24 protein-coding genes are annotated in these 24,648 nt (G+C 72.5%); 10 read left to right on the forward strand and 14 right to left on the reverse strand.

Going from position 1 to position 24,648, the window contains the following annotated elements:
- Positions 1 to 18: 18 nt before the first annotated feature.
- From ACM9LD_RS10865 to ACM9LD_RS10880, 4 genes are read right to left on the reverse strand one after another with little or no spacing between them, the layout of a single operon-like run.
- Positions 19 to 1,596: a VWA domain-containing protein gene (locus tag ACM9LD_RS10865; protein ID WP_415676672.1), complete on the reverse strand. Its 1,578-nt coding sequence runs from the start codon at positions 1,594 to 1,596 to the stop codon at positions 19 to 21.
- A gap of 30 nt (positions 1,597 to 1,626) precedes the next feature.
- The gene (locus tag ACM9LD_RS10870) at positions 1,627 to 1,824 is read right to left on the reverse strand and encodes an antitoxin (protein ID WP_415676673.1); all 198 of its coding nucleotides are present in this window, start codon (positions 1,822 to 1,824) and stop codon (positions 1,627 to 1,629) included.
- Positions 1,825 to 1,834: 10 nt separating this feature from the next.
- Positions 1,835 to 2,935 carry an MBL fold metallo-hydrolase gene (locus tag ACM9LD_RS10875; RefSeq protein ID WP_415676674.1) on the reverse strand — a complete coding sequence of 367 codons (1,101 nt, stop codon included), beginning with the start codon at positions 2,933 to 2,935 and terminating at the stop codon, positions 1,835 to 1,837.
- A gap of 1 nt (position 2,936) precedes the next feature.
- Positions 2,937 to 3,671 (reverse strand): enoyl-CoA hydratase, encoded by a 735-nt coding sequence (locus ACM9LD_RS10880; RefSeq protein WP_415676675.1) that lies wholly within the window; start codon positions 3,669 to 3,671, stop codon positions 2,937 to 2,939.
- 23 nt (positions 3,672 to 3,694) lie between these two features.
- On the opposite strand from ACM9LD_RS10880, the gene ACM9LD_RS10885 reads away from it, so the two are divergent.
- Positions 3,695 to 4,798 (forward strand): NAD(P)-binding domain-containing protein, encoded by a 1,104-nt coding sequence (locus ACM9LD_RS10885; protein ID WP_415676676.1) that lies wholly within the window; start codon positions 3,695 to 3,697, stop codon positions 4,796 to 4,798.
- A 552-nt stretch (positions 4,799 to 5,350) separates the two neighbouring features.
- Here ACM9LD_RS10885 and ACM9LD_RS10890 read toward each other — a convergent pair.
- Positions 5,351 to 6,160 (reverse strand): aldo/keto reductase, encoded by an 810-nt coding sequence (locus tag ACM9LD_RS10890; RefSeq protein ID WP_415676677.1) that lies wholly within the window; start codon positions 6,158 to 6,160, stop codon positions 5,351 to 5,353.
- 66 nt (positions 6,161 to 6,226) lie between these two features.
- Between ACM9LD_RS10890 and ACM9LD_RS10895 the strand changes: the two genes are divergently transcribed.
- Complete coding sequence (locus tag ACM9LD_RS10895) at positions 6,227 to 7,735, forward strand: carboxyl transferase domain-containing protein (protein ID WP_415676678.1); 1,509 nt, start codon at positions 6,227 to 6,229, stop codon at positions 7,733 to 7,735.
- Here the strand turns inward: ACM9LD_RS10895 and ACM9LD_RS10900 are convergent, their stop codons facing one another.
- Complete coding sequence (locus ACM9LD_RS10900; protein ID WP_415676679.1) at positions 7,736 to 8,260, reverse strand: DUF4333 domain-containing protein; 525 nt, start codon at positions 8,258 to 8,260, stop codon at positions 7,736 to 7,738.
- Positions 8,261 to 8,375: 115 nt separating this feature from the next.
- Complete coding sequence (locus ACM9LD_RS10905; protein ID WP_415676724.1) at positions 8,376 to 9,578, reverse strand: Nramp family divalent metal transporter; 1,203 nt, start codon at positions 9,576 to 9,578, stop codon at positions 8,376 to 8,378.
- Between the two features lie 138 nt (positions 9,579 to 9,716).
- Between ACM9LD_RS10905 and ACM9LD_RS10910 the strand changes: the two genes are divergently transcribed.
- Positions 9,717 to 10,517 (forward strand): HugZ family pyridoxamine 5'-phosphate oxidase, encoded by an 801-nt coding sequence (locus tag ACM9LD_RS10910; protein ID WP_415676680.1) that lies wholly within the window; start codon positions 9,717 to 9,719, stop codon positions 10,515 to 10,517.
- Positions 10,518 to 10,524: 7 nt separating this feature from the next.
- Here ACM9LD_RS10910 and ACM9LD_RS10915 read toward each other — a convergent pair whose 3' ends face one another.
- From ACM9LD_RS10915 to ACM9LD_RS10935, 5 genes are all read right to left on the reverse strand, one after another.
- Positions 10,525 to 12,195, reverse strand: coding sequence for a hypothetical protein (locus ACM9LD_RS10915; protein WP_415676681.1), 1,671 nt, complete (start codon positions 12,193 to 12,195; stop codon positions 10,525 to 10,527).
- A 403-nt stretch (positions 12,196 to 12,598) separates the two neighbouring features.
- The gene (locus ACM9LD_RS10920; protein WP_126194976.1) at positions 12,599 to 12,958 is read right to left on the reverse strand and encodes an FKBP-type peptidyl-prolyl cis-trans isomerase; all 360 of its coding nucleotides are present in this window, start codon (positions 12,956 to 12,958) and stop codon (positions 12,599 to 12,601) included.
- Positions 12,959 to 13,009: 51 nt separating this feature from the next.
- On the reverse strand, positions 13,010 to 14,302 hold the full coding sequence (locus ACM9LD_RS10925; RefSeq protein WP_068524148.1) for a citrate synthase: 1,293 nt from the start codon (positions 14,300 to 14,302) through the stop codon (positions 13,010 to 13,012).
- A gap of 87 nt (positions 14,303 to 14,389) precedes the next feature.
- Positions 14,390 to 15,277 carry an aldose 1-epimerase family protein gene (locus ACM9LD_RS10930; protein WP_415676682.1) on the reverse strand — a complete coding sequence of 296 codons (888 nt, stop codon included), beginning with the start codon at positions 15,275 to 15,277 and terminating at the stop codon, positions 14,390 to 14,392.
- Positions 15,278 to 15,365: 88 nt separating this feature from the next.
- Positions 15,366 to 16,028, reverse strand: a complete 663-nt coding sequence (locus ACM9LD_RS10935; protein WP_415676683.1) for a TetR family transcriptional regulator — start codon at positions 16,026 to 16,028, stop codon at positions 15,366 to 15,368.
- Between the two features lie 114 nt (positions 16,029 to 16,142).
- Here ACM9LD_RS10935 and ACM9LD_RS10940 point away from each other — a divergent pair, with 114 nt between their 5' ends.
- Together ACM9LD_RS10940 and ACM9LD_RS10945 are read left to right on the forward strand one after the other, a co-directional pair.
- Positions 16,143 to 17,057: an SDR family NAD(P)-dependent oxidoreductase gene (locus tag ACM9LD_RS10940; protein WP_415676684.1), complete on the forward strand. Its 915-nt coding sequence runs from the start codon at positions 16,143 to 16,145 to the stop codon at positions 17,055 to 17,057.
- Entirely contained in the window at positions 17,057 to 17,431 is a 375-nt protein-coding gene (locus ACM9LD_RS10945; protein ID WP_415676685.1) for a DUF2255 family protein, read from the forward strand. The genes ACM9LD_RS10940 and ACM9LD_RS10945 overlap by 1 nt, the downstream gene beginning before the upstream one ends.
- Before the next feature lies 1 nt (position 17,432).
- Here ACM9LD_RS10945 and ACM9LD_RS10950 read toward each other — a convergent pair whose 3' ends face one another.
- Complete coding sequence (locus ACM9LD_RS10950; protein WP_415676686.1) at positions 17,433 to 18,659, reverse strand: MFS transporter; 1,227 nt, start codon at positions 18,657 to 18,659, stop codon at positions 17,433 to 17,435.
- Between the two features lie 66 nt (positions 18,660 to 18,725).
- Between ACM9LD_RS10950 and ACM9LD_RS10955 the strand changes: the two genes are divergently transcribed.
- A complete protein-coding gene (locus tag ACM9LD_RS10955) occupies positions 18,726 to 20,138 on the forward strand; it encodes an amidohydrolase (protein ID WP_415676687.1) in 1,413 nt (470 codons plus the stop codon).
- On the opposite strand, the gene pdxH is transcribed toward ACM9LD_RS10955, so the two are convergent.
- Entirely contained in the window at positions 20,135 to 20,755 is a 621-nt protein-coding gene (gene pdxH, locus ACM9LD_RS10960; RefSeq protein WP_415676725.1) for a pyridoxamine 5'-phosphate oxidase, read from the reverse strand. The genes ACM9LD_RS10955 and pdxH overlap by 4 nt on opposite strands.
- 46 nt (positions 20,756 to 20,801) lie before the next feature.
- Here pdxH and ACM9LD_RS10965 point away from each other — a divergent pair, with 46 nt between their 5' ends.
- From ACM9LD_RS10965 to ACM9LD_RS10980, 4 genes are read left to right on the forward strand one after another with little or no spacing between them, the layout of a single operon-like run.
- On the forward strand, positions 20,802 to 21,905 hold the full coding sequence (locus ACM9LD_RS10965) for a citrate synthase 2 (RefSeq protein WP_415676688.1): 1,104 nt from the start codon (positions 20,802 to 20,804) through the stop codon (positions 21,903 to 21,905).
- 3 nt (positions 21,906 to 21,908) lie between these two features.
- Entirely contained in the window at positions 21,909 to 23,033 is a 1,125-nt protein-coding gene (gene serC, locus ACM9LD_RS10970; RefSeq protein WP_415676689.1) for a phosphoserine transaminase, read from the forward strand.
- Positions 23,034 to 23,058: 25 nt separating this feature from the next.
- Entirely contained in the window at positions 23,059 to 23,859 is an 801-nt protein-coding gene (gene sepH / locus ACM9LD_RS10975) for a septation protein SepH (protein ID WP_415676690.1), read from the forward strand.
- 3 nt (positions 23,860 to 23,862) lie between these two features.
- Positions 23,863 to 24,603, forward strand: coding sequence for a DUF6928 family protein (locus ACM9LD_RS10980; protein ID WP_415676691.1), 741 nt, complete (start codon positions 23,863 to 23,865; stop codon positions 24,601 to 24,603).
- The last annotated feature ends 45 nt before the right edge of the window (positions 24,604 to 24,648 follow it).

A 24,648-nucleotide genomic window follows, 5' to 3' on the forward strand; every position in this document is an offset into this window, starting at 1 on the left:
ACCACCTGCGCCGCGCGCCTACTTCGCGCGCTTGGCGACCGCGTTCACGAAATCTGCGAGCATCTGCTGCTCGGTGTCGGCCGACTGCGCGGTGCCGCCGGTGGCGTCCGCGATCTTCTTCAGGGCCGGCAGGTCGGCGTCCTTGCTGATGCCGACCGTGTGGATGTTCACCGGCCGTGCCGGGTCCACCAGCTTCTTCAGCTCCGCCACCAGCTGGTCGAGGGTGGTGCCGCCGTTCTTCTCGTTGCCGCCGTCGCTGAGCAGGATCAGCGAGTTCGAGTAGGCGGGGTCGAAGTCCTTGACGGCCTGCCGGTAGGCGGCGAGCGTCGTGTCGTAGAGGCCGGTGCCGCCGCGGACGCGGCCGGGCAGGGAATTCACCCCGTCGAGCAGCGCCTGCCGCTGGGTCGTGGGGCCCCGCTTGTCGGAGAGCCGCGCGGTGGGCACGACCTCGGTCCAGTCCTTGCCGCCGTTCGTCGCGAGGGAGAAGGTCCACAGGCCGACGGCGTTCGCGTCGGGGATCTGGGTCACGACCTTGGTGAAGCCCGACGCGAGCATCCCGATGCGGGTGGTGTCGCCGACCTTCTCGTTCATCGAGCCGGAGGTGTCGACCACCACGAGCGCCTTGAGCGGCACGGCGAGGGTCGAGTAGGTCTGCTCGGCGCGGGCCAACCGGGCAGGATCGGGGTCCGGGAGCGCGGTCACCGCGCCCACGCCGCCCGACGGTGCCTCCGCCAGCGCGGTGCCGCGCAGGCCGTCGCGGGCGAGGGCGGCGACGCCGTCGCCCGAGGTGAAGGCCTCGACGAGGCGCTGGCCGGCGTCGGTGGCCGCGGCCTTCCGGTCGCCGGTGGCGGCGACGGCGAGCAGCAGCTCGTCGCGCGGGGCGCCGGTCTTCGGCACGACGGCGGCGAGCTCGCCGCGGCCCTTCTTCTCCGCGAGATAGGCGTATTCGGGCACCGCGACGACGCCGCCGTCGGCGGCCGCGGCGGCGACGGGCTCGCCGGTCACGCGCTTGGCGGCCTGGGCGTACTGGGCCAGCACCGCGTTGAGCGCCTGCTCGTCGCCGCCGGGGCGGCTGGACTCGGCGACGGCCGCGGCGACGGGCGCATCGGCGTACGGGGAGTCCGCGGGCACCGCCCGGATCGTGGCCTGGGTCATGGCCTCGGACCAGCTCGCGGGCTGCGGGATCGCAGTGCCCGCCAGCACGATCGGGGAGCCGGCCACGACGGTGGTCGGCAGCTCGCGGCCGAGCTGGGCGGAGACGGCGTCGGCGCGCAGCCGCGACGGGGCGAGCCACAGGTCGACCCCGCCGCTCGCCAGGCGACCGGCGGACTCGCGGTCGGGCGCTTCGGTGACCGCGATGGTGGTGCACCTGTCGGAGGCGAGTGACGCCTGCGAGCGCGCGGCCGGCGCGAGCGCCGGATCCGCCATCACCGTGACGGTGGTCGTCGCGCCGCAGTTCGTGAACTTCCCGCCGACGATCGCGACGATGCCTGCCACGAGGATCGCGACGAGCCCGGCCCCGAGCAGAAGCCGCGCGAGATTGCGCCCGCGCGGCTTCTCCTGCGCCGAGTCACCCGGCGCGTCATGACGACCCATGAGAGCAGTGTCGCCCTTTCTGAAGGTGTGTTACTGCTGCTGGCCCTGCTGGTCCTGGGGGCCCTGCTGGCCGCCGGCGAACTTCTTCGCGGCGTCCTGCGCCTTGTCCACCTGCGCGGAGTACTTGCCGCCGGTCTTGCCGTCGATGAAGTCGCCGGCCTTGTCGATGACGCCCGGGTTCTTGCCGAGGGCGTCCTTGGCCTTGTTCGCGAGATCCTTGAAATCCATGCGTGCCAGGCTAGCGGACCGTCGACCACCAGTCGCCCGTACCAGGCGTGATCGCCCCGCCGGCACCGTCGACGCGGCCGCCCGGCATGGGGATGATCGTGGCAACCCCGGCCTCCTCCGCGGCGGCGAGCAGCCGCTCGACGGGTTCGGACCAGTCGTGGAAGGCGAGGTTGAACGTGGCCCAGTGCACGGGCACGAGCGGGGCGCCCGGCTTGGCGATCATCGCGTGGATCGCGACGGCCTCCTCCGGATTGGTGTGCACGTCGGGCCAGAGCGGGTCGTAGGCGCCGATCGGCAGCAGCGTGAGGTCGAACGGGCCGAAGTGGTCGCCGACCAGCTTGAACCGTTCGGTGAAACCGGTGTCGCCGCCGAAGAAGACGGAGTGCTCCGGGCCGACGAGCGACCAGGACGCCCACTGCGTGGAGTTGCGGGTGAGCCCGCGGCCGGAGAAGTGCCGGGCCTCGGTGCACACCACCTTGACGCTCTTCCCGTCCCGCGTCAGCGTGTGCGCCTGGTCCCAGTCCAGTTCGACGATCCGGTCCTCCGGCACGCCCCACGCGCGCAGGTGTCCGCCGACGCCGACGGGCACGCAGAAGGGCACGTCGCGGTCGCGGGTGAGCTCGTCGATGGTGGGGAGGTCGAGGTGGTCGTAGTGGTCGTGGCTGATGATCACCGCGTCGAGGTGCGGCAGCGCGCTCAGCGCCACGGGAACGGGGTGCAGCCGCGCGGGGCCGATCGTCGGCGACGGTGACACTCGCTCACCCCAGACGGGGTCGGCGAGGATCCGGAAACCGTCGACCTCGATGAGCACCGACGAATGGCCGTACCAGGTGACGGCGAGATCGGAGGCGCGTTCCGGGCTCGGGTCCGCGGCCAGCGGGATCGGGCCCGACGGTGCGCCGAGCCCGTGCCGGGCCCGGCCCACGACGCCGCGGGCGATCTTGGCCGCGTCGAACCGCTGGTGCGGGCTGTCCGGGTCGGTGTTGGTGTACACGGTGTCCACCTGCGCGCCCATCGACCGCTTCAGGCCGTCCGCGGCGCGGAGCCCCGCGGCGCCGGCGATCCCGGCGGCCGCGCCGGCGGCGAAGGTGACGACGGTCCCGAACCTCATGTCAACGGCCCTGGAAGCGCGGCTCGCGCTTCTCGATCCGAGCCATGATGGCCTCCTTGAGGTCCTCGGAGTCCCACACCGCGTGCAGCCGGGCCTCCTCGGCCTCGGTGAGCGGCTCGACCGCGACGTCGCTCTTGAACAGCGCCTTGTAGTTCTGCAGCGACAGCGGCGCGAGGCCGGCGATGCCGCGGGCGAACTCGAGCGCGGCCTCCCGGTCGCCGATCGCGTTGGCGAAACCCAGGTCCAGCAGCTTCTCTGCGCCGATCTTCTGCGCGGCCATCAGCACGCCGCGGGCATGGCCGCCGCCGACCAGATCTTCGAGCCGGCGCAGCGTCCACTTGTCGATGGTGACGCCGAGCTTGGCGGCGGGGATGGCGATCGTCGCGCTGAGATCCAGCACGCGCAGGTCGGCGACCATCGCCATCTGCACCCCCGCACCGACGGCCGGCCCGTTGAGTGCGGCGACCACGATCTGCTTCATCGCCTCGACCCGGCGGTAGAAGCGGATGACCCGCTCCATGAAGTTCTTGTCCAGCACCGCGCCCGATCGCAGATCCGCCCCCGCGGAGAACACGGTGCCCTGCCCCGTGAGCACGATGACGAAGACCCCGTCGGCCTCCGCGCGGTCGAACGCCGCCTCCAGGCCGTCCATGATCTCGGGGTTGAGAGCGTTCCGCGCTTCCGGGCGCTGGAACTCGATGACGGCGACCTTCTCCTCCAGCGTGTAACCAATCATGGCCCGCAATCTACGCTACGGGGGTGAAGGATGTCGTCGTGGTCGGTGCTGGCCAGGCCGGTCTCTCGGCCGCCTACTTCCTCCCCAGGTTCGATATCGAGAATTCCATTGTTCTCGATCACAACGCCGGTCCCGGGGGCGCGTGGCGGCAGCGCTGGCCGTCGTTGACGCTCCGCTCGGCGAATCACGTCCACGACCTGCCGGGCTGGGGCCTGCAGGACGCGCTGGGCACCGAGTGCGATGACATCCCGGCCGCCACCGGCGTCGCGCAGTACTTCGGCGACTACGAGAAACGGTTCGGGATCGACGTGCACCGGCCCGCCCACGTCGCCTCGGTCTCCCGCTGCGACGGCGGCTACCTCGTCGCGGGCCACGGCGCCGAGGGCCCCTTCGAGTACCGGGCCGCCGCCGTCATCAACTGCACGGGAACGTGGGACCGGCCCTTCTGGCCGACGGTGGCCGGCGCACCGTCGTTCCGCGGCACCCAGCTGCACGCGCACGACTACCGCACCGCCGAGCCCTTCGCCGGGAAGCGGGTGGCCGTGGTCGGCGCCGGGATCACCGCGGTGCAACTGCTGCTGGAGATCGCCGAGGTCGCGGAGACGTCCTGGTTCACCCGCCGCGAGGTGCAGTGGGACACCACCCCCTTCGACCCCGACAAGGGGAGGCGTGCGGTCGCCCGCGTGGAGGAGCGGGTGCGGGCCGGCCTGCCGCCCGGCTCCGTGGTCTCGGTGACCGGACTGCCCATGACCGACGCCATGCGCCGCGGCATCGAGGCGGGGGTGCTGGTCCGGCGCCCGATGTTCGCGTCCCTGACGCCCGACGGTCCGCTGCTCGCCGACGGAACGCTCGTGCCCGCCGACGTGATCCTGTGGTGCACCGGCTTCCGCTACTCGATGGACCACCTCGCGCCGCTGAACCTGCGCTCCCCCGGCGGCGGCATCGTCATGACCGGCCGGCTCGCGACCGAGGTCGCCGGCGAGCCGCGGCTACATCTGCTGGGGTACGGGCCGTCCGCGTCGACGATCGGCGCGAATCGCGCGGGGAGGGAGGCGGCGCGAGCGATCGCCGAGGTTCTGGGCGGCGTGGACGCGTCCGGTGCTCAAGGCCGGGTGGAGCGGGAATGACGCGGCTCGCTTAGACGTCGGACCGCTCGCCTAGCGGCTCGGGGCCTCCGATGCGCTCGACCCCGTCATTCCCGCCCCACCCTCGTTTCGTTCGTGGTCGCGTCCGGTACGGCCGTCGTCTCGCGTGGGCCTTGGGGACCAGGGGGGGTCGTGTGCGGGCGGCTCTCCGATTGTGTCCGAGATGGACAGGGTTGCCGCGCATCATCTTTCGAAGGGTTCTGCGACGGCCGGCGTCGCATTCGTCGCAGAACGCTTCGAAAAGTGTCGGTGGGTGTGGTGGCGTTCCCGCGCCGCGCCGATGCGGGACCTGCCGTGGCGCCGTNCCCCGCGCCGCACCGAATCCCCNCCCCGGCGTTCCGTCCCCCATCAGGCGCCGTTCCTCCGGTGGGGGCTCGAACGTCCCCCGCGCGGCGCCGAATCCCCCACCGCACGCCAGCGGCGAGAGGCGTCAGCAGGGGCCGTTGTCCGAATCGGACAGGATCCGAGAGTCGGCCGCAGGGCACCGTCGGACCCCGGGGACCGCGTGGCGGCGCCTGGGGTCGGACCGGCGGATCAGCGCAGGTTGAACGTGGCCGGATCCGGCCCGATGCGCTTGCCGGGCAGGGCGCTGATGCGGGCGACCTCGTCGTCGGAGAGCGTGAAGCCGAAGACGTCGAAGTTCTCCGCGATGCGGGCGGGCGTCACCGACTTGGGGATCACGACGTTGCCGAGCTGCAGGTGCCAGCGCAGGATCGCCTGCGCCGGGGTCACGCCGTGGGCGGCGGCGACCTCGACGACGGCCGCGTCGGTCAGCGACTCGCCCTGCCCCAGCGGCGACCACGCCTCGGTGGCGATGCCGTGCTCGGCGTGGAAGGCGCGCAGCTCGTCCTGGGGCAGGCCGGGGTGCAGCTCGATCTGGTTGATCGCCGGGGTCTCGCCGGTCTCGTCGATCACGCGGCGCAGCGCCTCGACGGTGAAGTTGCTGACGCCGATCGCCTTCGCCCGACCGGAGTCGCGGATCTGCTGGAAGGCCTTGAAGGTGTCGACGTAGCGGTCGTACTCGAGGACGGGCCAGTGGATGAGGTAGAGGTCGACGTAGTCGGTGCCGAGCCGCTCGAGCGAGGCGTCGAAGGCGCGCAGCGTCTCGTCGAAGCCCTGGTCCGAGTTCCACAGCTTGGTGGTGAGGAAGACCTCGTCGCGGGCGAGGCCGCTCTCGGCGATCGCGCGGCCCGTGCCGGCCTCGTTCTCGTAGACCTTCGCCGTGTCCACGCTGCGATAGCCGACCCGCAGGGCCTCGGCGACGGCGTCGTGCGCACCGTCGTCCGACACCTGCCAGACGCCGAAGCCGAGCTGGGGGATCGAGGTTCCGTTATTGAGCTTCACGTTCGGTACGGTCATGGCCCGAACAACGCGGCCGGAGGGCCGGGTGTTCCCAGTAACCTGAATTCCATGGCGATCACCGCGCAGGACCTCATCGATGCGATCCTCGACCGCGGCACCTTCACCAGCTGGGACGGCCCGCTGCCCGACGTGGCGCCGGACGCGGAGTACGCCGCCGCACTCGAGCGCGCGCGGGAGCGCGCGCACCACGACGAGGCCGTCATCACCGGCGAGGGCCGCATCCGCGGGCAGCGGGTCGCGCTCATCGCCTGCGACTTCGCCTTCCTCGGCGGCTCCATCGGCGTCGCCGCGGCCGAGCGGATCGTCACCGCGGTCGAGCGCGCGACCGCGCTACGGCTGCCGCTGCTGGCGACGCCCACGTCGGGCGGCACGCGGATGCAGGAGGGCACCGTCGCCTTCCTCCAGATGGTGAAGATCTCCGCGGCCGTCACACTGCACAAGCAGTCGGGGCTGCCCTATCTCGTCTACCTGCGCGATCCCACGATGGGCGGGGTCTTCGCCTCGTGGGGCTCGCTGGGGCACGTGACCATCGCGGAGCCGGGCGCCCGCATCGGCTTCCTCGGGCCCCGCGTCTACGAGGCGCTGCGCGGCGAGCTCTTCCCCGACGGGGTGCAGACCGCGGAGCACCTCTTCGAGCGCGGCCTCATCGACGGCGTGGTGCCGCTCCGCTTCGTCCGGCTGCTCGCGCACCGCACGCTCCGCGTCCTCGCCGGGGCGCAGGACGCCGACCCGCTGGCACCGCACCTCGGCGTGCGCGAGGAGCTCGACACCGCCGACGACGACACCCCCGCCTGGGAGTCGGTGCGGATCAGCCGCGAGACCGGGCGCCCCGGCGTGCGCGCCTTCCTCCGGCACTCGGCCACGGACCGGCTGCCGCTGTCGGGCACGGGCGAGGGCGAGACCGACCACACGCTGCTGCTCTCGCTGGCGCGGGTGCAGGGCTATCCGTGCGTCGTCGTCGGGCAGGACACCACGCGCGCCGACGGTGCCGCTCCCCCACTGCTCGGTCCGGCGGCGCTCCGCGCCGCCCGGCGCGGCATGCGGCTGGCCGCGGAGCTGAAACTGCCGCTGGTCCTCGTCATCGACACCTGGGGCGCGGCGCTCTCCCCCGAGGCCGAGGAGGGCGGGCTCGCCGGCGAGGTGGCACGCAGCCTCTCCGACCTGGTCACCCTCACCGTCCCGACGGTGTCGGTCCTGCTCGGGCAGGGCACGGGCGGCGGCGCGCTCGCGATGCTGCCCGCCGACCGGGTGCTGTGCGCGCAGCACGCCTGGCTCGCGCCGCTGCCGCCGGAGGGCGCGAGCGCGGTGATGTACCGCGACACCGAGCACGCCGCCGAGATGGCGGACCGGCAGCGGATCCGCGCGGCCGACCTGCTGGCGGACGGCATCGTCGACCGGGTGATCCCGGAGCGGCCGAACGCGGCCGACGAGCCGACGGAGTTCTCCCGCCGCGTGGGCCTCGCGGTGAGCGACGCCCTCGCGGAGCTCTCCCTCATCCCCGACTCCATCCGGATCAGCCGGCGGCTGGACCGCTATCGGTTCCTGGGCGGCCGCTGATCAGTCCGTGACCGTCACGCCCCACTGGACGCGAGCGGGGTCGACGGTCGTCACCGTCACGGTCACGTCGTGCCGGTGACCACCGGTGGTCATGACGCAGCTCTGCCGGGCCCCGACGGTGCCGGCGAGCGCGCCCGCGCAGCTCACCGAGTCGACGCGCCGATTGCGCTCGAGCACCTCGTGGGTGCGCTGCTCGAGCTCGCCGATGGCGACCCGCCGTCCGGACTGGGGCGCCCCCGCGACGGTCGAATTCCAGTGCACGCGGTCACCGTCGACGTCGGTGACCTTGAGGGCCACGGCGAAGTTCTCACCGTCGCGCGTGAGGACGCACGATTGCGCCGCTCCCACCTCGGCCTCGAGGCCGCCGTCGCAGTGCAGGTGGTCCGACGGTGCCGCCGCCACCTGCGCGAGCGTGCCGGACTCGACCTGTTCCTGCGCGACCTCGGTGGGCACGAGCAGGGACCAGCACGCGGCGATCGCGACGCCGGCACCGCCGACGACGACCGCCACCGCGCGCAGACCCATCACAACTCGTTTCCGTGACTAAACTCCGCCTTCACGATATGTGAATTGCGTTTATTGAATCACGGTCGGGTTGCGATCTCAACACGTCAGTGACGCGAGTCGCAGTATGTGCGCCTCAGCCCGCGTCGGCGACGGTGAGGTAGATCAGCGCGACATTGAGGGCGACGATCAGCGCGCCCGCGGCGGCCGACGCCCAGCGCAGGGCCGACCGGTCGGCGAACTCCCCCATGAGCGCCCGGTCGGCGGTGTAGCGGCGCAGCGGCAGCAGCGCGAAGGGGATGCCGAAGCTGAGCACGACCTGCGAGATGATCAGGGCCTCGGTCGGCGGGACGCCGAGCGCGAGCACCCCGATCGCGGGGATCATCGTGACCAACCGGCGGACCACGACGGGGATCCGCTTGTGCAGCAGGCCCGCCATGATGGTGCCGCCCGCATAGCTGCCGACCGAGGTGGACGCGAGTCCCGAGGCGAGCAGGCCGACGGCGAACAGCCCGGCGACGACCGGCCCGAGGGCGTCGCGCACCGCGGCGTGCGCGCCCTCGATCGAGTCGGTGCCCTCGACGCCGTAGAGACTCGACGCGGCGAGCACGAGCAGCGCGATGTTCACAGCGCCGGCGATGATCAGGGCCAGTACCACGTCGACCCGGGTCACCTTGAGCAGCCGGCGCGCCCGCTCGACGGCGCCCTCGGCGGGCGGCGCCCCGTGCCGGTCGACGACGAGCGCGGAGTGCAGGTAGATCGCGTGCGGCATGACGGTCGCGCCCAGCATCGACGCGGCGAGCAGCACCGTCTCCGTGCCCTGCAAGCGCGGGACCAGCCCGCCGAGGAAGGCGGCACCGTCGGGCGGCGCGGCGATCAGCCCGGCGACGAAACCGACCACGATGATCGCGAGCATCGTGATGATCACCAGTTCGAACCGGTATTGGCGACGACCGTCGGCCAGGGTGAGCAGCAGCGTCGAGATCACGCCGACGATGAGACCGCCCCACACCAGCGGCACCCCGAACAGCAGGTTCAGTGCGAGGGCGCCGCCGATGACCTCGGCGATGTCGGTGGCGGCGGCGACCAGCTCGGCCTGCCCCCAGAAGGCGAGGCGCGCGCGGCGCGGCAGCCGGTCCCCCAGCACCTGCGGCAGCGAGCGGCCCGTGACCACGCCGAGCTTCGCGGACTGGTACTGGATCATCACGGCCATCACGTTGGCGAGCACGAGCACCCAGACCAGCAGGTAGCCGTACTTCGCGCCCGCGGTGACGTTCGCGGCCACGTTGCCCGGGTCGACGTAGGCGATCGCGGCGACGAAGGCGGGGCCGAGCAGCATCAGCGCGCGAAGGGGAGGGCGCTTCGTCGGCACGACGGTATCGGTGAGCACGATAGAAGGCTAAGCGAACACAGAGTTTCGGTCAACCGAAACCTTTGGTGCGCCGTGCCGGGAACCAGCACGTCCTAGGCTGCTCCCATGACTGTTCGCGACCACGGCGACCCCGGCGACGCCCCCACCATCGCCCCGCCCCTGACCGAGGTCGCCGAACCGCGGCGCCCGTCCGCCGCCGAGGAGGCGCGGACCGTGGCGGCGTCGACCAACACCGCGACGCTCGGCAGCCTCTCCTCCGACGGCGGCCCCTGGGCCTCGCTCGTCACCTACGGCCTGCTCGGCGGCGACCCCGTGCTGTGCGTCTCGCACATGGCCGAGCACGGCCGGAACCTGCAGCGCGATCCCCGCGCGAGCGTCTCGATCGTGGCGCCCGACGCCTCGTCGGATCCCCTGGCGAACGCGCGGATCACCCTGGCGGGCACCGTCCGCCGCCCCGAAGGCGAGCAACTCGCGGCGGCGCGGGAGGCGCACCTGGCCGCCGTCCCCGCGGCGAAGTACTACATCGACTACAGCGACTTCACCGTGTGGCTGCTCGCCGTGGAGCGGGTGCGCTGGGTGGGCGGCTACGGGCGGATGGACTCGGCGTCGAGCGCGGATTACGCCGCCGCGGAACCGGATCCGGTGACCCCGCACGCGGCGGGCGCGGTGCGCCACCTCAACGACGACCACGCCGCGGCGCTGCTGGACATGGCCCGGCAGTTGGCCGGTTATCCCGACGCCACGACGGCGCGCTGCGAGCGCGCCGACCGGTACGGTCTCGACCTGCGCGTGGACACCCCGCGCGGCTGGGCCGTGACCCGCGTCGGCTACCTCGCACCGCTGAACGCGCCCGCGGAGCTACGGCAGGCCACCGTCGCCCTCGCCCGCCTGGCGGCAGGGCGGTAGCGCAGGATCAGTTCGCCGGCGGCGGCGTGGTGGTGGTCGGGACCGGCTTGGCGACCGTCGGCTCGGGCACGACGGGCTTGGGCGCCACCGGCTTCGGCGCGACGGGCTTCGGCGCGACGGTCGTGGTCGGCACCGGCGCGACGGTGGTGGTGATCTTCGGCGGCGTGATGACGGGAGCCTGCGTCGTCGGCGGCTGCGTGACCACCGGCGCCTGCGTGGTCGCGGGCGGCTGCGTCGTGACGGGCGGCGGCGCCACCGTCGTCTGCGGGGCCGGCGCGACCGTGGTCTGCGGGGGCGGAGCCAGGGTCGTCGTCGGAGCCGGCGCGACGGTGACGGCGGGCGCCGGCGTCTGCGGCGCCGGGGCGGCGGTGGTCGCCGGGGCGGGAGACCCCGCCGGCGGGGTCTCGCCCGGGGCGACCGTGGGCGCGGCCGAGGTCGGCGCACCGCCGGTCGACGCGCCGGGGGCCGGCGCGGTCGACGGTTGGACGGCCGCGGACGTCGGCGAACCGGACGGAGCCGCCGCGCCCGGCGACGTCGCGGCGGTGGTGCCGCCCGGCGTGCCGGCGGTCGCGCCGCCCGTGGCAGCCGGCGTGGTCGCGGTGGTGGTGGTCGGGCTCGCGACGGCGACGGAGACGCTGGTCCCGATCGCGTCCTCGACGGACGAGCGGCTGCCGGCCTGGACGGTGGCACCCTGCAGCGCGGCGGCGACGGGCACCGTCACCGCGGGGTCGGTGTTGACGTTGCCGGGGACGGCCTGGCCGGGCAGCGCGACGACGGGCGTCACCTTCGCCGACGTGGGCAGCGGCTGCAGCACGACGCCCGGAGCCACGGGCGCGGTCACGGTCGTCGTGGTCGTCGACGTGGTGGTCGACGTGACGGTGTACACCGGCGCGACGATCCGGCCCTGATCGCGCGCGTCGACGACGCGGCCGGGCGTCACCGCCCAGACCGGGTAGAACGGGTCGGTGAAGCGCGGCGGGACGCGGCGGTACGGGTTGCTGAGAATGTTGATCGTGATGGACACGGAGATGATCGGCTGCGGCCGCGGGCGGGTCCAGTTGCGCGGGTAGATCCAGATCACGGGCACGTCGGCGCGGAAGCCCGGATCGAACCAGGGGCGCGGGTAACCGGGCCGGAGCCACGGGCGGGGCTGGTCCGGGGTCCACGGCCGCACGCCCAGCTGGCGGCCGTACAGGGTCCAGCAGGTCTGCGACTGCGCCTCGACCCCGGCGATCCACGAGCCCCAGCGGCCGGTCTCGCAGATGGCCCGGTAGGCGTCGATCTGCGGCTGCGTGTACTGCCACGGGCGCGTGTTCGCGGGCCGCGACATCGGTGCGGGCGGGGTGGGCTGCGGCGCCACCACGAGGCCGGGCACCGCGGGCGCCGGAGGGTAGTAGACGGTGGTGTTGTTACTGGTGGAGGTGATCGTGCCCTGGGGCAGGCCCGCGTTCACCGCGGCCTGGGCGGGGATCGGGTCGCCGACCATGGTCACGTCCTTGGGCGGGACGACCACGCCGTCGGTCTGGAAGGCGCCGGGGTTCGACGTGTACTGGTCGCCCGTCACCGGACTGAACGCGACCGGCGAGTCCTCGCTCGACGCGTCCTTGCCGCACCCCGCCAGCAGCCCCGCCACCGAGAGCACCGCGACCGCCGCAGATCCGGCCTTCACCCTGTTCATCTGTCCTCCGACCCCGCTCGCCGACGCGATTCGCGGCGATATCCACCCATTCTTATCGGCCCGGCGACCCGCGCGCCATCGCCGGGACAGGATCGGGACCGATTCGAGACCGACAGCGATGACAGCATTGCCAGCATTGCTGTCGTGGTGACGCTGACGATCCGCAACCTCCCCGACCGGGTCCGAGCGCAGGTCAGCGGGGTCGCCCATCGGTCAGACGGACGGCCTGATCGCCGCCATTGCCCGGACCACCGGTGCCGGCATCGCGACACGGAACATCAGCGATTTCGACGGCCTGGGCCTGCGTCTCGTCGACCCCTGGACCGCGGGCGCGCCCGGGGCCTGAGAAACGCAAGGGCCCCGCACCGTCGGACGACGGTACGGGGCCCTGAACGCGCGAAAGCTACTTGACGCCGAGCAGGTCGATGACGAAGACCAAGGTCTTGCCCGACAGGCGGTGACCGCCGCCGGCGGGGCCGTAGGCCAGGGCGGGCGGGCAGATCAGCTGGCGACGGCCGCCGACCTTCATGCCGGGGATGCCCTCCTGCCAGCCGGCGATGAGGCTGCGCAGCGGGAAGTTGATGGACTCGCCGCGGCTCCACGAGGAGTCGAACTCCTCGCCGCTGTCGAACTCGACGCCCACGTAGTGCACGTCCACGACGCTGCCGGGCTGGGCCTCGGCACCGTCGCCCACCACGATGTCCTTGATGACGAGCTCGGTGGGCGCGGGGCCCTCGATGAACTCGATCTCGGGCTTGGTCATAGAGACTCCTTTGATCAGGCGGTGCAGATTGTCGCGCCGGATGGGCGGCATCTACGCGCCGGGGTAATCACGGGCGGTCGAGCCCGTGTAGATCTGCTGAGGACGGCCGATCTTGGTGGTCGGGTCCTCGTGCATCTCACGCCAGTGGGCGATCCAGCCGGGCAGCCGGCCGAGCGCGAACAGCACCGTGAACATGCGCGTCGGGAAGCCCATCGCGCGGTAGATCAGACCGGTGTAGAAGTCCACGTTCGGGTACAGCTTGCGCTCGATGAAGTAGTCGTCGTGCAGCGCGACGTCCTCCAGGCCCTTGGCGATGTCGAGCAGCTCGTCGGACACGCCGAGCAGCTCGAAGATGCGGTCCGCGGTCTGCTTCACGATCGCCGCACGCGGGTCGTAGTTCTTGTAGACGCGGTGCCCGAAGCCCATGAGCTTCACGCCGTCTTCCTTGTTCTTGACCTTGTTCATGAAGGCCGTGGTGTCGCCACCGGAGGCCTTGATGTCGTCGAGCATCTCGAGGACGGCCTGGTTGGCGCCGCCGTGCAGCGGGCCCCACAGGGCGTTGATGCCGCCCGAGATCGACGTGAACAGGTTCGCGTTCGACGAGCCGACCAGGCGCACGGTCGACGTGGAGCAGTTCTGCTCGTGGTCGGCGTGCAGGATGAGCAGCATGTCGAGGGCCTTGACGATCTCCGGGTCGACCTCGTAGGGCTCGGCCGGGAAACCGAAGGTCATGCGCAGGAAGTTCTCCACCAGCGACAGCGAGTTGTCCGGGTAGAGGAAGGGCTGGCCGACCGACTTCTTGTAGGCGTACGCGCAGATCGTCGGGAACTTGGCGAGCAGGCGGATGGTCGAGAGCTCGACCTGCGCCGGATCGTTGTGGTCCAGCGAGTCCGGGTAGTACGCCGAGAGCGCGTTGACCGCCGACGAGACCACCGGCATCGGGTGCGCGTTGCGGGGGAAGCCGTTGAAGAACAGCTTGAGGTCCTCGTGCAGCAGGGTGTGCCGCTGGATCTTCGCGGTGAACTCGGCCAGCTGCTCCGGGGTCGGCAGCTCGCCGTGGATCAGCAGGTAGCTGACCTCGATGAACGTCGACTTCTCCGCGAGCTGCTCGATCGGGTAGCCGCGGTAGCGCAGGATGCCCGCGTTGCCGTCGATGTAGGTGATCGCGGACTTGCACGAGGCCGTGTTGACGAAGCCGTTGTCGAACGTGCTGTAGCCCGACTGCGCGAGGAACTTACCGAGCGCGATGCCGTCTGCACCCTCGGTCGCCTTGACGATCGGCAGCTCGATCTGGCCGCCGGGATAGGCGACCGTAGCGTTCGCGGTGTTGTCATCAGTGGACAATGTTCGTATCCCCTCGCTGTGGTCGGCGGATAAAAGCTACCTGGCTAGAACCTAGCGGTATCGCGGTTCCGCGATGAAATCGGGCCGTCACCGGATGCCCCATTCGGTGCCCCATCGGGCGCCCGGAGCCAGCCGGATCACGTCGGTTCCCGTGTGGAGGGCGTTGCCCGGGGCGGACATCGGCTCCACCGCCAGCGCGCGGCCGCGGCCGGGGTATCCCTTGCCGTTGACCGGGTCGGCGATGAACACCTGGGCCCACGGCAACGACGGCGCCGTCCACAGCTCCGCCTCCCCCGACGGTCCGCGCAGCACGGTGGTCCTCGCCACGTCGGTGAAGGGAGTGTCGATCTGCACACCGTCGAGCGAGCGCGGGGCGCGGTAGTCGTAGTCCGTCCCGTCGACGGTGCGCGGCGGACCGTCGGGCAGCAGGCGCCCGTCGAGGGGCTGCCACCGCCCGGCGCCGAGCTCGAGGGTGCAGGCGTCGACGGGGTCGTCGCCGACGCGCAGGTAGGCGTGGAAGCCGACGGCGAGCGGCAGGTCCGCCCCGCCGTCGTTGCGGGCCCCGAAGGCGCAGGTCAGGCCGTCCTCCGCGACGCTGTACCGGATCCGCAGGTGCAGGTCGAAGGGCCAGCCGGGGTGGCGCCCCACGTCGCGGACGAGCGTGACCGCGTCGTCGGCGACCTCGACGTCGTCCCAATCGACGCGGCGCACGAGGCCGTGGTCGGCGGTACCGGTGACGTCGCTCGTGACCGCGAGGTGGTGGACCTCGCCGTCCCAGGTGTAGATGCCGTCCTCGGTGCGGCCGGGCCACGGCGCGAGCACGAGCCCCGCCGACAGCGGCGGCTTCTCGCCGAGCGGCCATTCCTCGGTGAGGGCGACGCCGTCGCGGCGGAGGCCGCGCAGGCCCGCGCCGGTCCGCGCGATCTCCGCGACGTAGCCGCCGGCGGCGATCGTGAACCCGGGTTGCACCGACATGGGCGCAATAGTACGGGCGGGGACGGGTGCGGCGAGCGGCGTCCGCCCGACGGCCGCCGGATGCAACCCTCCGCAACGTGGGCGGGCCTCAGCGGGCGAGCGTCCCGGCGATCACGGTCGCGACGGCGGACTGCAGCGCGGGCACGAGCTCGACGCGGAAGACCGCGAGGGACGGGTCCACGCGATAGGCCGATTCGCACAGCCGCGACTGCTCGGCCTGCGCGTAGACCGCACCGGAGAGGGTGAGCATCAGCGAGCCCACCGCGGGTGCGGCGTCGCCCAGCTCGGGGATCGCGCGGGTGATGACGGCCGCCAGGGTGTCGAGTCCGGCGAGGGCGGCGCGCTTGAACCGGACGATGGCGTCGGTGGAGACGTTGCGCTCGAGGACGGAGGCCTGCGCGGAGACGAGGTCGAGCAGGTCGGGGTGCGCGGCCGCGACGCGGGCGTAGACGGCGGCGAAGGCCTCGATCCGCTCGGCGAGCGGGGCGTCGGCGCGCCCCTCGGCTGCCCAGGCGTCCTCGAGTTCGACGATGCAGTCGGTCGCCGAGCGCATGAGCACCTCGAGGAGCACCTCTTCGCGGGACTCGAAGTAGCGCAACACGTTCGACTTGGCGAGGCCGACGCGGCGGCTGAGCTCGCTGAGCGTGAGCGAGGCGACCGGCATCTCGCAGAGCATGCCCGCCGCCGCGGCCATGATCGCCTCGCGCCGCTCCTGCCGCTGCTCCGCGTTGCGCGCCCGCTGAAAACCCACGGACCGATTTTACAGACCGCCGGTCTATTGACAACAGAACGACGGTCTTTTACCGTGGAGGCACCCAACAGACCGACGGTCTCTTAACCCGTCGCGGACTCCCGAGGAGCGCACATGAGCTGGACCGAGAACGACGTCCCCACCCAGGCCGGACGGGTCGCCGTCGTCACCGGCGCGAACACCGGGCTCGGCTTCGAGACCGCCCGGGTGCTCGCCCAGAAGGGCGCCGAGGTCGTCCTCGCGGTGCGCAACACCGACAAGGGCGCCGACGCCGCCCGGCGCATCGCCGCCGTCGCCCCGGGCGCGACGGTCCGTGTCCAGCGCCTCGACCTGGGCTCGCTCGCCTCGGTCCGCGACGCCGCGGCGGAGCTGCGGGAATCGACCCCGCGCGTGGATCTGCTGATCAACAACGCCGGCGTCATGTACCCGCCGAAGCAGACCACCACCGACGGCTTCGAGCTGCAGTTCGGCACCAACCACCTGGGCCATTTCGCATGGACCGCCCAGGTGCTCGACCTGCTGCTGGACGTGCCCGGCTCGCGCGTGGTGACCGTCGCCAGCATCGCGCACCGCATCCGCGCGGCCATCCACTTCGACGACCTGCAGTGGGAGCGCTCCTACGACCGCGTCGCCGCCTACGGGCAGAGCAAGCTCGCGAACCTGCTCTTCCACTACGAGCTGCAGCGCCGCCTCGAGGCCCGCGGCGCCGAGCGCGGCACCGTCGCGCTGGCTGCGCACCCCGGCATCGCCGACACCGAGCTGGTCCGCAACCTCCCGGCCGTGCTGCAGAAGGCGCAGGCCTTCGCGCCGCTGTTCTCGCACGATGCGGAGCACGGCGCGCTCCCCCAGCTCCGGGCCGCCACCGATCCCGGCGCGCTCGGCGGCCAGTATTACGGCCCCGACGGCCTCGGCGAGCGCCGCGGCGCCCCGAAGGTCGTGGCGTCCAGCGAGCAGTCCTACGACCTGGACCTGCAGCGCCGCCTGTGGGCCGTGTCGGAGGAGCTCACCGGCATCGCCTTCCCCGTCTGATGTCGACCGTGGAGGCCGCCCTCGCGGCGATCGCCCGCACCGAGACGGTGGAGCTGCGCACCGTCACCCGCGACGGACGGTCCATCGCCACGCCCGTCGGCGCGACGGTGGTCGGCGGTCGCGTCTACATCCGCAGCCAGCGCCGCGAACGCAGCATGTGGCTGCGGCGCGCGATCCGCACGCCGGCGGGTGCGATCGCGGCGGACGGTACGTCGCTACCGGTGACCTTCACCCTGGTCGACGACCCCGCGGAGCTGCGGCGCGTGACCGCGGCGACGCTGGCGAAGTACGGCGGCCCCCTGCGCTCGCTCCTGCTGCGCCCGGCGCTGTGGTGGACGCGGCGGTTCGTGGTCCGCGCGACCCCCGCCGGCTGATTCAGCGCAGGACGCGGTAGCGCACGAAGGCGGGCACGGCGAACGCCGCGAGCACGGTGAAGACGATGACCAGCACGCCGCCGCCGGCCGCGGCCATCGCCGCGCCGGCGGAAGCGGCCGCCGCGCCGTGCAGCGCGTCGCCGATGCGCGGCCCGCCGGCCACGACCACGGTGAAGACGCCCTGCAGGCGCCCGCGGACGTCGTCGGTCGCGGCCTCCTGCAGCATCGTCGAGCGGAAGGCCGCCGAGAACATGTCGGCCGCGCCGCCCAGCGCGAGCAGCACCAGCGCCGCCCACAGCCAGCTGACGTGCGCGGCGACGCCGAAGCCGGCGATCGCGAGACCCCACAGCACGATCATCACCACCACCGCGAGGCCCTGCCGCGAGACCCGCGACGTCCAGCCCGAGAGCACGCCGCCGAGCACCGCGCCCACCGACATCGCCGCGAACAGCGCGCCGAACACGACACCGCCCTCGATCGGGTCGCCGAAGTTCTCGTGTGCGATCTGCGGGAACAGGGCGCGCGGCATGCCGAAGACCATCGCGATGATGTCGACCACGAAGCTCATGAGCAGCACCTTGTGGCCCGCGAGGTACCGGAAGCCGTCGATCACGGAGCGCAAGCCCAGCGACTGTCCCTTGTCCTCCGGCTTGATCGAGGGCAGCCTCCACACGGCCCAGAGCGTGACCATCAGCGAGGCCGCGTCGAGCGCGTACAGCCAGTGCACGCCGATGACCGGGATGAGCGGAGCGCCCAGCATCGGGCCGGCGATGGCACCGAACTGCATCACGGTCATGTTGAGCGAATTGGCCGCGGGCAGCTGCTCCGGCGGCACCAGCCGCGCGTAGATCGCGGACCGGGTCGGCTGGTTCACGCCGAAGAAGGCCTGCTGCAGCGCGAAGGCGCCGAGGATCAGCCACACGTTATCGGGGAGCAGCGCGAGCAGCAGGGCGGTGCCCGCGAGCCCGAGGGTGGTGCCGATGATGACCAGCCGGCGGTCCAGCGCGTCGGCGATCGCGCCGCCCCACAGGCCGAAGATCACCAGCGGGACCAGGCCGAAGATGCCGGTCAGGCCGACGTATGCGGACGATCCGGTGATCGCGTAGATCTGCGCCGGCACCGCGACCGCGGTGAGCTGCGCGCCGATGACGGTGACGATCCCGGTCCACCACAGTCGCCGGTAGTCGGGGTTCTGGAGTGGCCGCGTGTCGGCCAGGAGTCTCGGCACTCGAAAGATCCTACGACTACCTCAGCATCTCCCGCGACCCCGCGCGCACCCGCTACCGTGGCGCCGATGAGGCTGGCACGCGCACGCATCGACGGCGACGCCCTCGTGGACGTCGACATCGCCGGGGGCCGGATCGCCGCCCTCTCCCCCGCCGGCGCCACCCGCCCCGCGGGCGACGTGCTCGACCTCGACGGCCGCCGCCTGATCCCCGGCCTGTGGGACGAGCACGTGCACGTGCGGACGTGGGCCGTCTCCACGCGCCGCATCGACGTGCGGTCCGCGACCGGCCCGGAGGAGGTGGCCGCGCTGGTCCGCGCCGCGCTCCCGGACGCGGAGCCGGGCCTGCCCGTGGTCGCCGTCGGCATGCGCGACGGGATCTGGGACGGCGCACCGTCGCGCCTGCTGCTCGACGAGATCGCGCCCGACGTGCCCGTCATGGTCGTCTCCTCCGACCTGCACAGCTCCTGGTCGAACGCGGCACTCGGCCGGCTCCTCGGCATCGACCTCGACGAGACGGGCATGCTCCGCGAGGCGGCCAGCTTCGCCGCGGCGACCCGCGTCGAGTCGCTGGTCGCGGATCGCGCCGACACCTGGGTGATCGAGGCGCTCGCCGGCCTCGGTCGACGGGGCGTCGTCGGCCTCGTCGACCTGGATTTCGACGATGCCGTCGGCGCCTGGGAGCGACGCCCCGCCCCGCCCGTGCGGGTCGACGCGGGCGTGTACCCGCAGCACCTCGACGCCGCCGAGGCCCGCGGCGCCGGCACGGGCGCCCCGATCAACGGCCTGGCCCGGGTGGGCCCGCTCAAGGTCATCACCGACGGTTCCCTCGGCACGCGAACCGCGTTCTGCCACGCGCCGTACCCCGGCACGACCGATCGCGGCGTGCTGGAGGTGCCGCCGGAGCGCCTCGTCGGGCTGCTGCGCCGGGGCGCCGCGCTGGGCCTGACCCCGGCGATCCACGCCATCGGCGACGCGGCCAACGCGCTGGCGCTCGACGCCTTCGCCGAGGCGGGGGTGCGCGGGCGCATCGAGCACGCGCAGTTGCTCACCGAGGCGGATCTGGCGCGGATGGCGGCGTTGCGGATCGGCGCGTCGATCCAGCCGGAGCACATGCTCGACGACCGCGGCCTGGTCGCACGATTCTGGGGCGACCGCGCCGCGGACGCCTTCCGCGTCGGCTCGCTCGTGGCCGCGGGCGTCGAGGTGGTGTTCGGTTCGGACGCGCCGGTCACGCCGTTGGACCCGTGGTTCGCGATCTCCGCCGCCGTGACCCGCACCCGCGACGGAGATCCGCCGTGGCAGCCGTGGGAGGCGGTCGACGCGGAGACCGCGCTGCGGCTCTCGGCGCGGTCTCGGATCGCGGTCGGCGAGCCCGCCGACCTGGTGGCCCTCGGCGCCGACCCGACGCCGGAACGCCTGCGCACCATGCCCGTCGACCTCACGCTGGTGGCCGGCGGGATCACCCACAGCGGTCTCTAGGGCTGCAGGCGGAACGGCGCGTAGTCGGGCGCGACGAGCCGCACCCGGTTGTGCACCCGGTTCTCCCGGCCCTGCCAGAACTCGACGACCTGCGGCGCGATCCGGTAGCCGCCCCATTCCGGCGGCACCGGCACGTCCTGCCCCTCGAACCGGGCCTCCACCTCGGCGAAGCGCTCCGCCATCGCGGCGCGGGAGGCGACCGGCCGGGATTGGTCCGAGGCCCACGCCCCGAGCTGCGAGCCCCGCGGCCGCTCGGTCCAGTAGGCGGCGGTCTCCTCCGGGGTGACCTTGGTGACGGCGCCGCGCACGTGCACCTGCCGGTGGATCGCGATCCACGGAAAGGTCACGGCGGCAACGGGGTTCGCCTCGACGGCGCGGGCCTTGTCGGATCCGTAGTTGGTGTAGAACACCACGCCCCGCTCGTCGAGGCCCTTGCACAGCACGGTGCGGGTGGCCGGGAGCCCGGTCTCGTCGACGGTGGCGAGCACCATCGCGTTGGGCTCCGGCGCGCCGGCGGCGACGGCCTCGTCGAACCAGGACCGCCACAGCGGCACCCAGCCTCCCGCCAGGTCCTCGGGCTGGAGGTCGAAGGAGTCGCCGTCGTACTTCTCGCGCATCGCCGTCAGGTCCACGAAGCCGAGACTACTCATTAGGCTGCACAGCATGACTGAGATTCCGGGTGGGCTCGAAGGCGTCGTCGCGTTCTCCACGGAGATCGCGGAGCCGGACAAGCAGGGCGGGGTGCTGCGGTACCGCGGCGTCGACGTGGCCGACCTGGTGCGCGACCGGGTCGCCTACGGCCAGGTGTGGGGCCTGCTGGTGGACGGCGAGTTCGGCAACCCGCTACCCGCGGCGGAACCCTTCCCACTGCCCATCCACAGCGGCGACGTCCGCGTCGACGCGCAGGCCGGCCTCGCGATGCTGGGCCCGCTCTGGGGCTTCGAGCCGCTGCTCGACATCGACGACGCCACCGCCCGCGAGAACCTGGCGCGCGCCTCGGTGATGACGCTGAGCTTCGTCGCCCAGTCGGCCCGCGGCCTCGAGCGCCCGGCGGTGCCGCAGCGGATCATCGACCAGTCCCCCACCATCACGCACCGGTTCATGACCCGCTGGCACGGCGAGCCCGACCCGGATCACGTGCGCGCGATCGACGCCTACTGGGTCGCGGCCGCCGAGCACGGCCTCAACACGTCGACGCTCACGGCGCGGGTCATCGCGTCGACGGGGGCCGACGTCTCGACGGCCCTCTCGGGCGCGGTCGGCGCGCTCTCGGGCCCGCTGCACGGCGGCGCACCGTCGCGCGTGCTGCCGATGCTCGACGAGGTGGTCCGCACCGACGACCCCCGCGGAGTCGTGGCCTCCCGGTTGGACCGCGGCGAGCGGATCATGGGCTTCGGCCACCGCATCTACCGCGCCGAGGACCCGCGCGCCGATGTGCTCCGCGCGGTGGCCCGCGACCTGCACGCGCCCCGCTACGAGGCCGCCGCGGCGCTGGAGCGCGAGGCGAACGCGCTGTTCGCGGAGCGGCGGCCGGACCGCGCGATCTCGACGAACGTCGAGTTCTGGGCGGCCGTGATCCTCGACTACGCGGGCGTCCCGCCGCGGATGATGCCCGCCATGTTCACCTGCGCGCGGACCGCCGGCTGGTGCGCCCACATCCTCGAGCAGAAGCGGGCGAACAAGTTGATCCGCCCGTCCGCCCAGTACACCGGGCACGGCCCGCGGCAGCCGGAGGACGTGCCCGGGTGGGACACCATTAGGATTTAGGGCATGACGATCGAGATTCCCGCCGCGCTCAAGCCCGTCGACGGCCGCTTCGGCTGCGGCCCGTCCAAGGTCCGCCCCGAGCAGCTGCAGTCGCTCGTCGACACCGGCGCCTCGGTGTTCGGCACCAGCCACCGCCAGGCCCCGGTGAAGAACGTCGTGGGCCGCGTGCGCGAGGGCCTGAAGGATCTCTTCTCGCTCCCCGAGGGCTACGAGGTCGTGCTCGGCAACGGCGGCACCACCGCCTTCTGGGACGCCGCCGCCTTCGGCCTGATCCGCGAGCGCAGCCAGCACTTCACCTACGGCGAGTTCAGCAACAAGTTCGCGAGCGTCGCCAAGGGCAACCCGTTCATCGGCGACCCGATCGTCGTCTCGAGCGACCCGGGCTCGGCCCCCGAGCTGGTGGCCGACGGCACCGTCGACCTCATCGGCTGGGCGCACAACGAGACCTCGACGGGTGTCGCGGTGCCGGTCAGCCGCCTCGCGGGCAGCGAGAACGCGCTCATCGCGATCGACGCCACGTCGGGCGCCGGCGGCCTGCCGGTGAACGTCGCCGACACCGACGTCTACTACTTCGCGCCGCAGAAGTGCTTCGCCGCCGACGGTGGCCTCTGGGTCGCGCTGATGAGCCCCGCGGCCCTGGCGCGCGTCGAGGAGATCAAGGCCTCGGGCCGCTACACCCCCGAGTTCCTCTCGCTGCCCATCGCGGTGGACAACTCGAGCAAGAACCAGACCTACAACACCCCCGCGCTGGCGACGCTGCTCCTGTTCGCGGATCAGATCGAGTGGATGAACGGCAACGGCGGCCTGGACTGGGCCGTCTCGCGCACCAAGGATTCGAGCGACCGCCTGTACCAGTGGGCCGAGGCCAGCGAGTTCGCGACGCCCTTCGTCACCGATCCGGCGCTGCGCAGCCAGGTCGTCGGCACCATCGACTTCGACGAGAAGATCGACGCCGCCGCCGTGGCCAAGACGCTGCGCGCGAACGGCATCGTCGACACCGAGCCGTACCGCAAGCTGGGCCGCAACCAGCTCCGCATCGGCATGTTCCCGGCGATCGATCCCGAGGACGTCACCGCTTTGACCAAGTGCATCGATTTCGTGGTCGAGCGCGTGTCGGCCGACGCGTAGCGAATCGAACAACTACCCTTGCACCATGCAGGAACTGCGGGTTGTGGGACTGGACGACGACGGGACGTCTGTGGTCTGCGAAGGCCCCGCGGGACGTTTCCGCCTGCCGATCGACGACACCTTGAAGGCGGCCGTGAGCGGTGAACTAGAAGGCGGCACCCAGACCGAGATCGAGCTGGGCGCCGACCTGTCGCCGCGGGAGATCCAGGCCCGCATCCGCGCCGGCGCCACGATCGAGGAGATCGCAGAGTTCACGGGTGCCCCGAATCACCGGATCAAGCGCTTCGCGGGCCCGGTGCTACTGGAGCGTTCGCGCGCTGCGGAGATGGCGCAGTTGGCCCATCCCGTGCGCGGCGACGGCCCGATGCACGCGACCCTCGCCGAGGTGATCCGCACGGCGCTCGCCGAGCGCGGCCACGCCGACACCACCGAGTGGGACGCCTTCAAGGGCGCCGACAACCGCTGGGTGGTCTCGATCAGCTGGAGCGTCGGCAAGTCGCGCAACCAGGCGCACTTCAAGTACGCGCCGGGCGCGCACGGCGGCACCGCCAGCCCCGTCGACGAGACGGCCCGCGGCCTGCTCGATCCCGATGCGCGGCAGGGGCTGCGGAGCATCGACCGCTCCGCCGACGAGCCGCTGCGCGCGGTCCCCGGGCCCGTGGCCCCGGGCCCCGTCGTCGAGGGCACCGTCGAGGAGCGTTCCGAGCGTCGTCCCGCCCAGGCGCCCGCGGCCGCGGCTGCGGCGGGCCAGCACGGCCGCCGGCATCCGGAGATGCCGTCGTGGGAGGACGTGCTCCTCGGCGTCCGCGGCGGGAAGAACGGGTAGGTCGTGGGCGCGACAGCTGCGACGCTCTGGTTCATCGACGTCGCGGAGCCGAAAGGCATTCTCGCGATCGTCGGCCGGCCCGACGAGGCCGCATCCCGCGCGATCGCCGAGCAGGTGCTCGGCGAGCCCGTCGTGGGGCGCCCCGAGTCCCTGGCCCGCGCCGCGGACCCGCTGCCCGGGCACGTCTACGTGGCCGCCTGGGGCGGGCTGACCGTGGTCACGCACGCCGGCCTGCGCGTGGACAAACCGAGCGAGCTCGACGAATCCTGGTGGAACCTGATGCCCGCGCACCGCGCGTTCCTGCTGGTCGCGGCCCCGGAGCGGGCGGTCGGCGGTTTCGCGCTGCGCGCCGACGGTGCGCCCAAGCGGTCGTTCTCCGCGCACCCCGTCGACATCCTGGAGGACGAGGGCCTGCCCGAGCTGTTCGAGGGGCCCTTCTGGGCCGGCGAGCACCCCCTCACCTACGCCGAGGGCGTCGTTCCCGACCCGCGGGCCCTGCCCTTCCACCCGATGGAGTTCGCGGAGCAGGCGAACCGCGAGATCCTCGGTTTCCGGTTCACGCACCCGCTCGCGCTCACGGACCTCGATCCGGCCCGCATCCAGGTCATCGACTTCGTCCCCGCCTCCCAGCAACAGCAGGCCCAGGCCCAGACCCAGACCGACGGTGCGCCGCAGCCCCCGGTCGAGCAGCCCGACCCCGGCTACGAGGACCGCGGCAAGGTCCGCAGCTTCTTCGGTTTCTGATTCTGGCTCACCGTGTGACTAGTTCGATGCGTGATGCGTGATGCG

Source organism: Tsukamurella hominis (assembly GCF_965137015.1).
In the GTDB taxonomy this organism is placed as follows: Bacteria; Actinomycetota; Actinomycetes; order Mycobacteriales; family Mycobacteriaceae; genus Tsukamurella; species Tsukamurella hominis.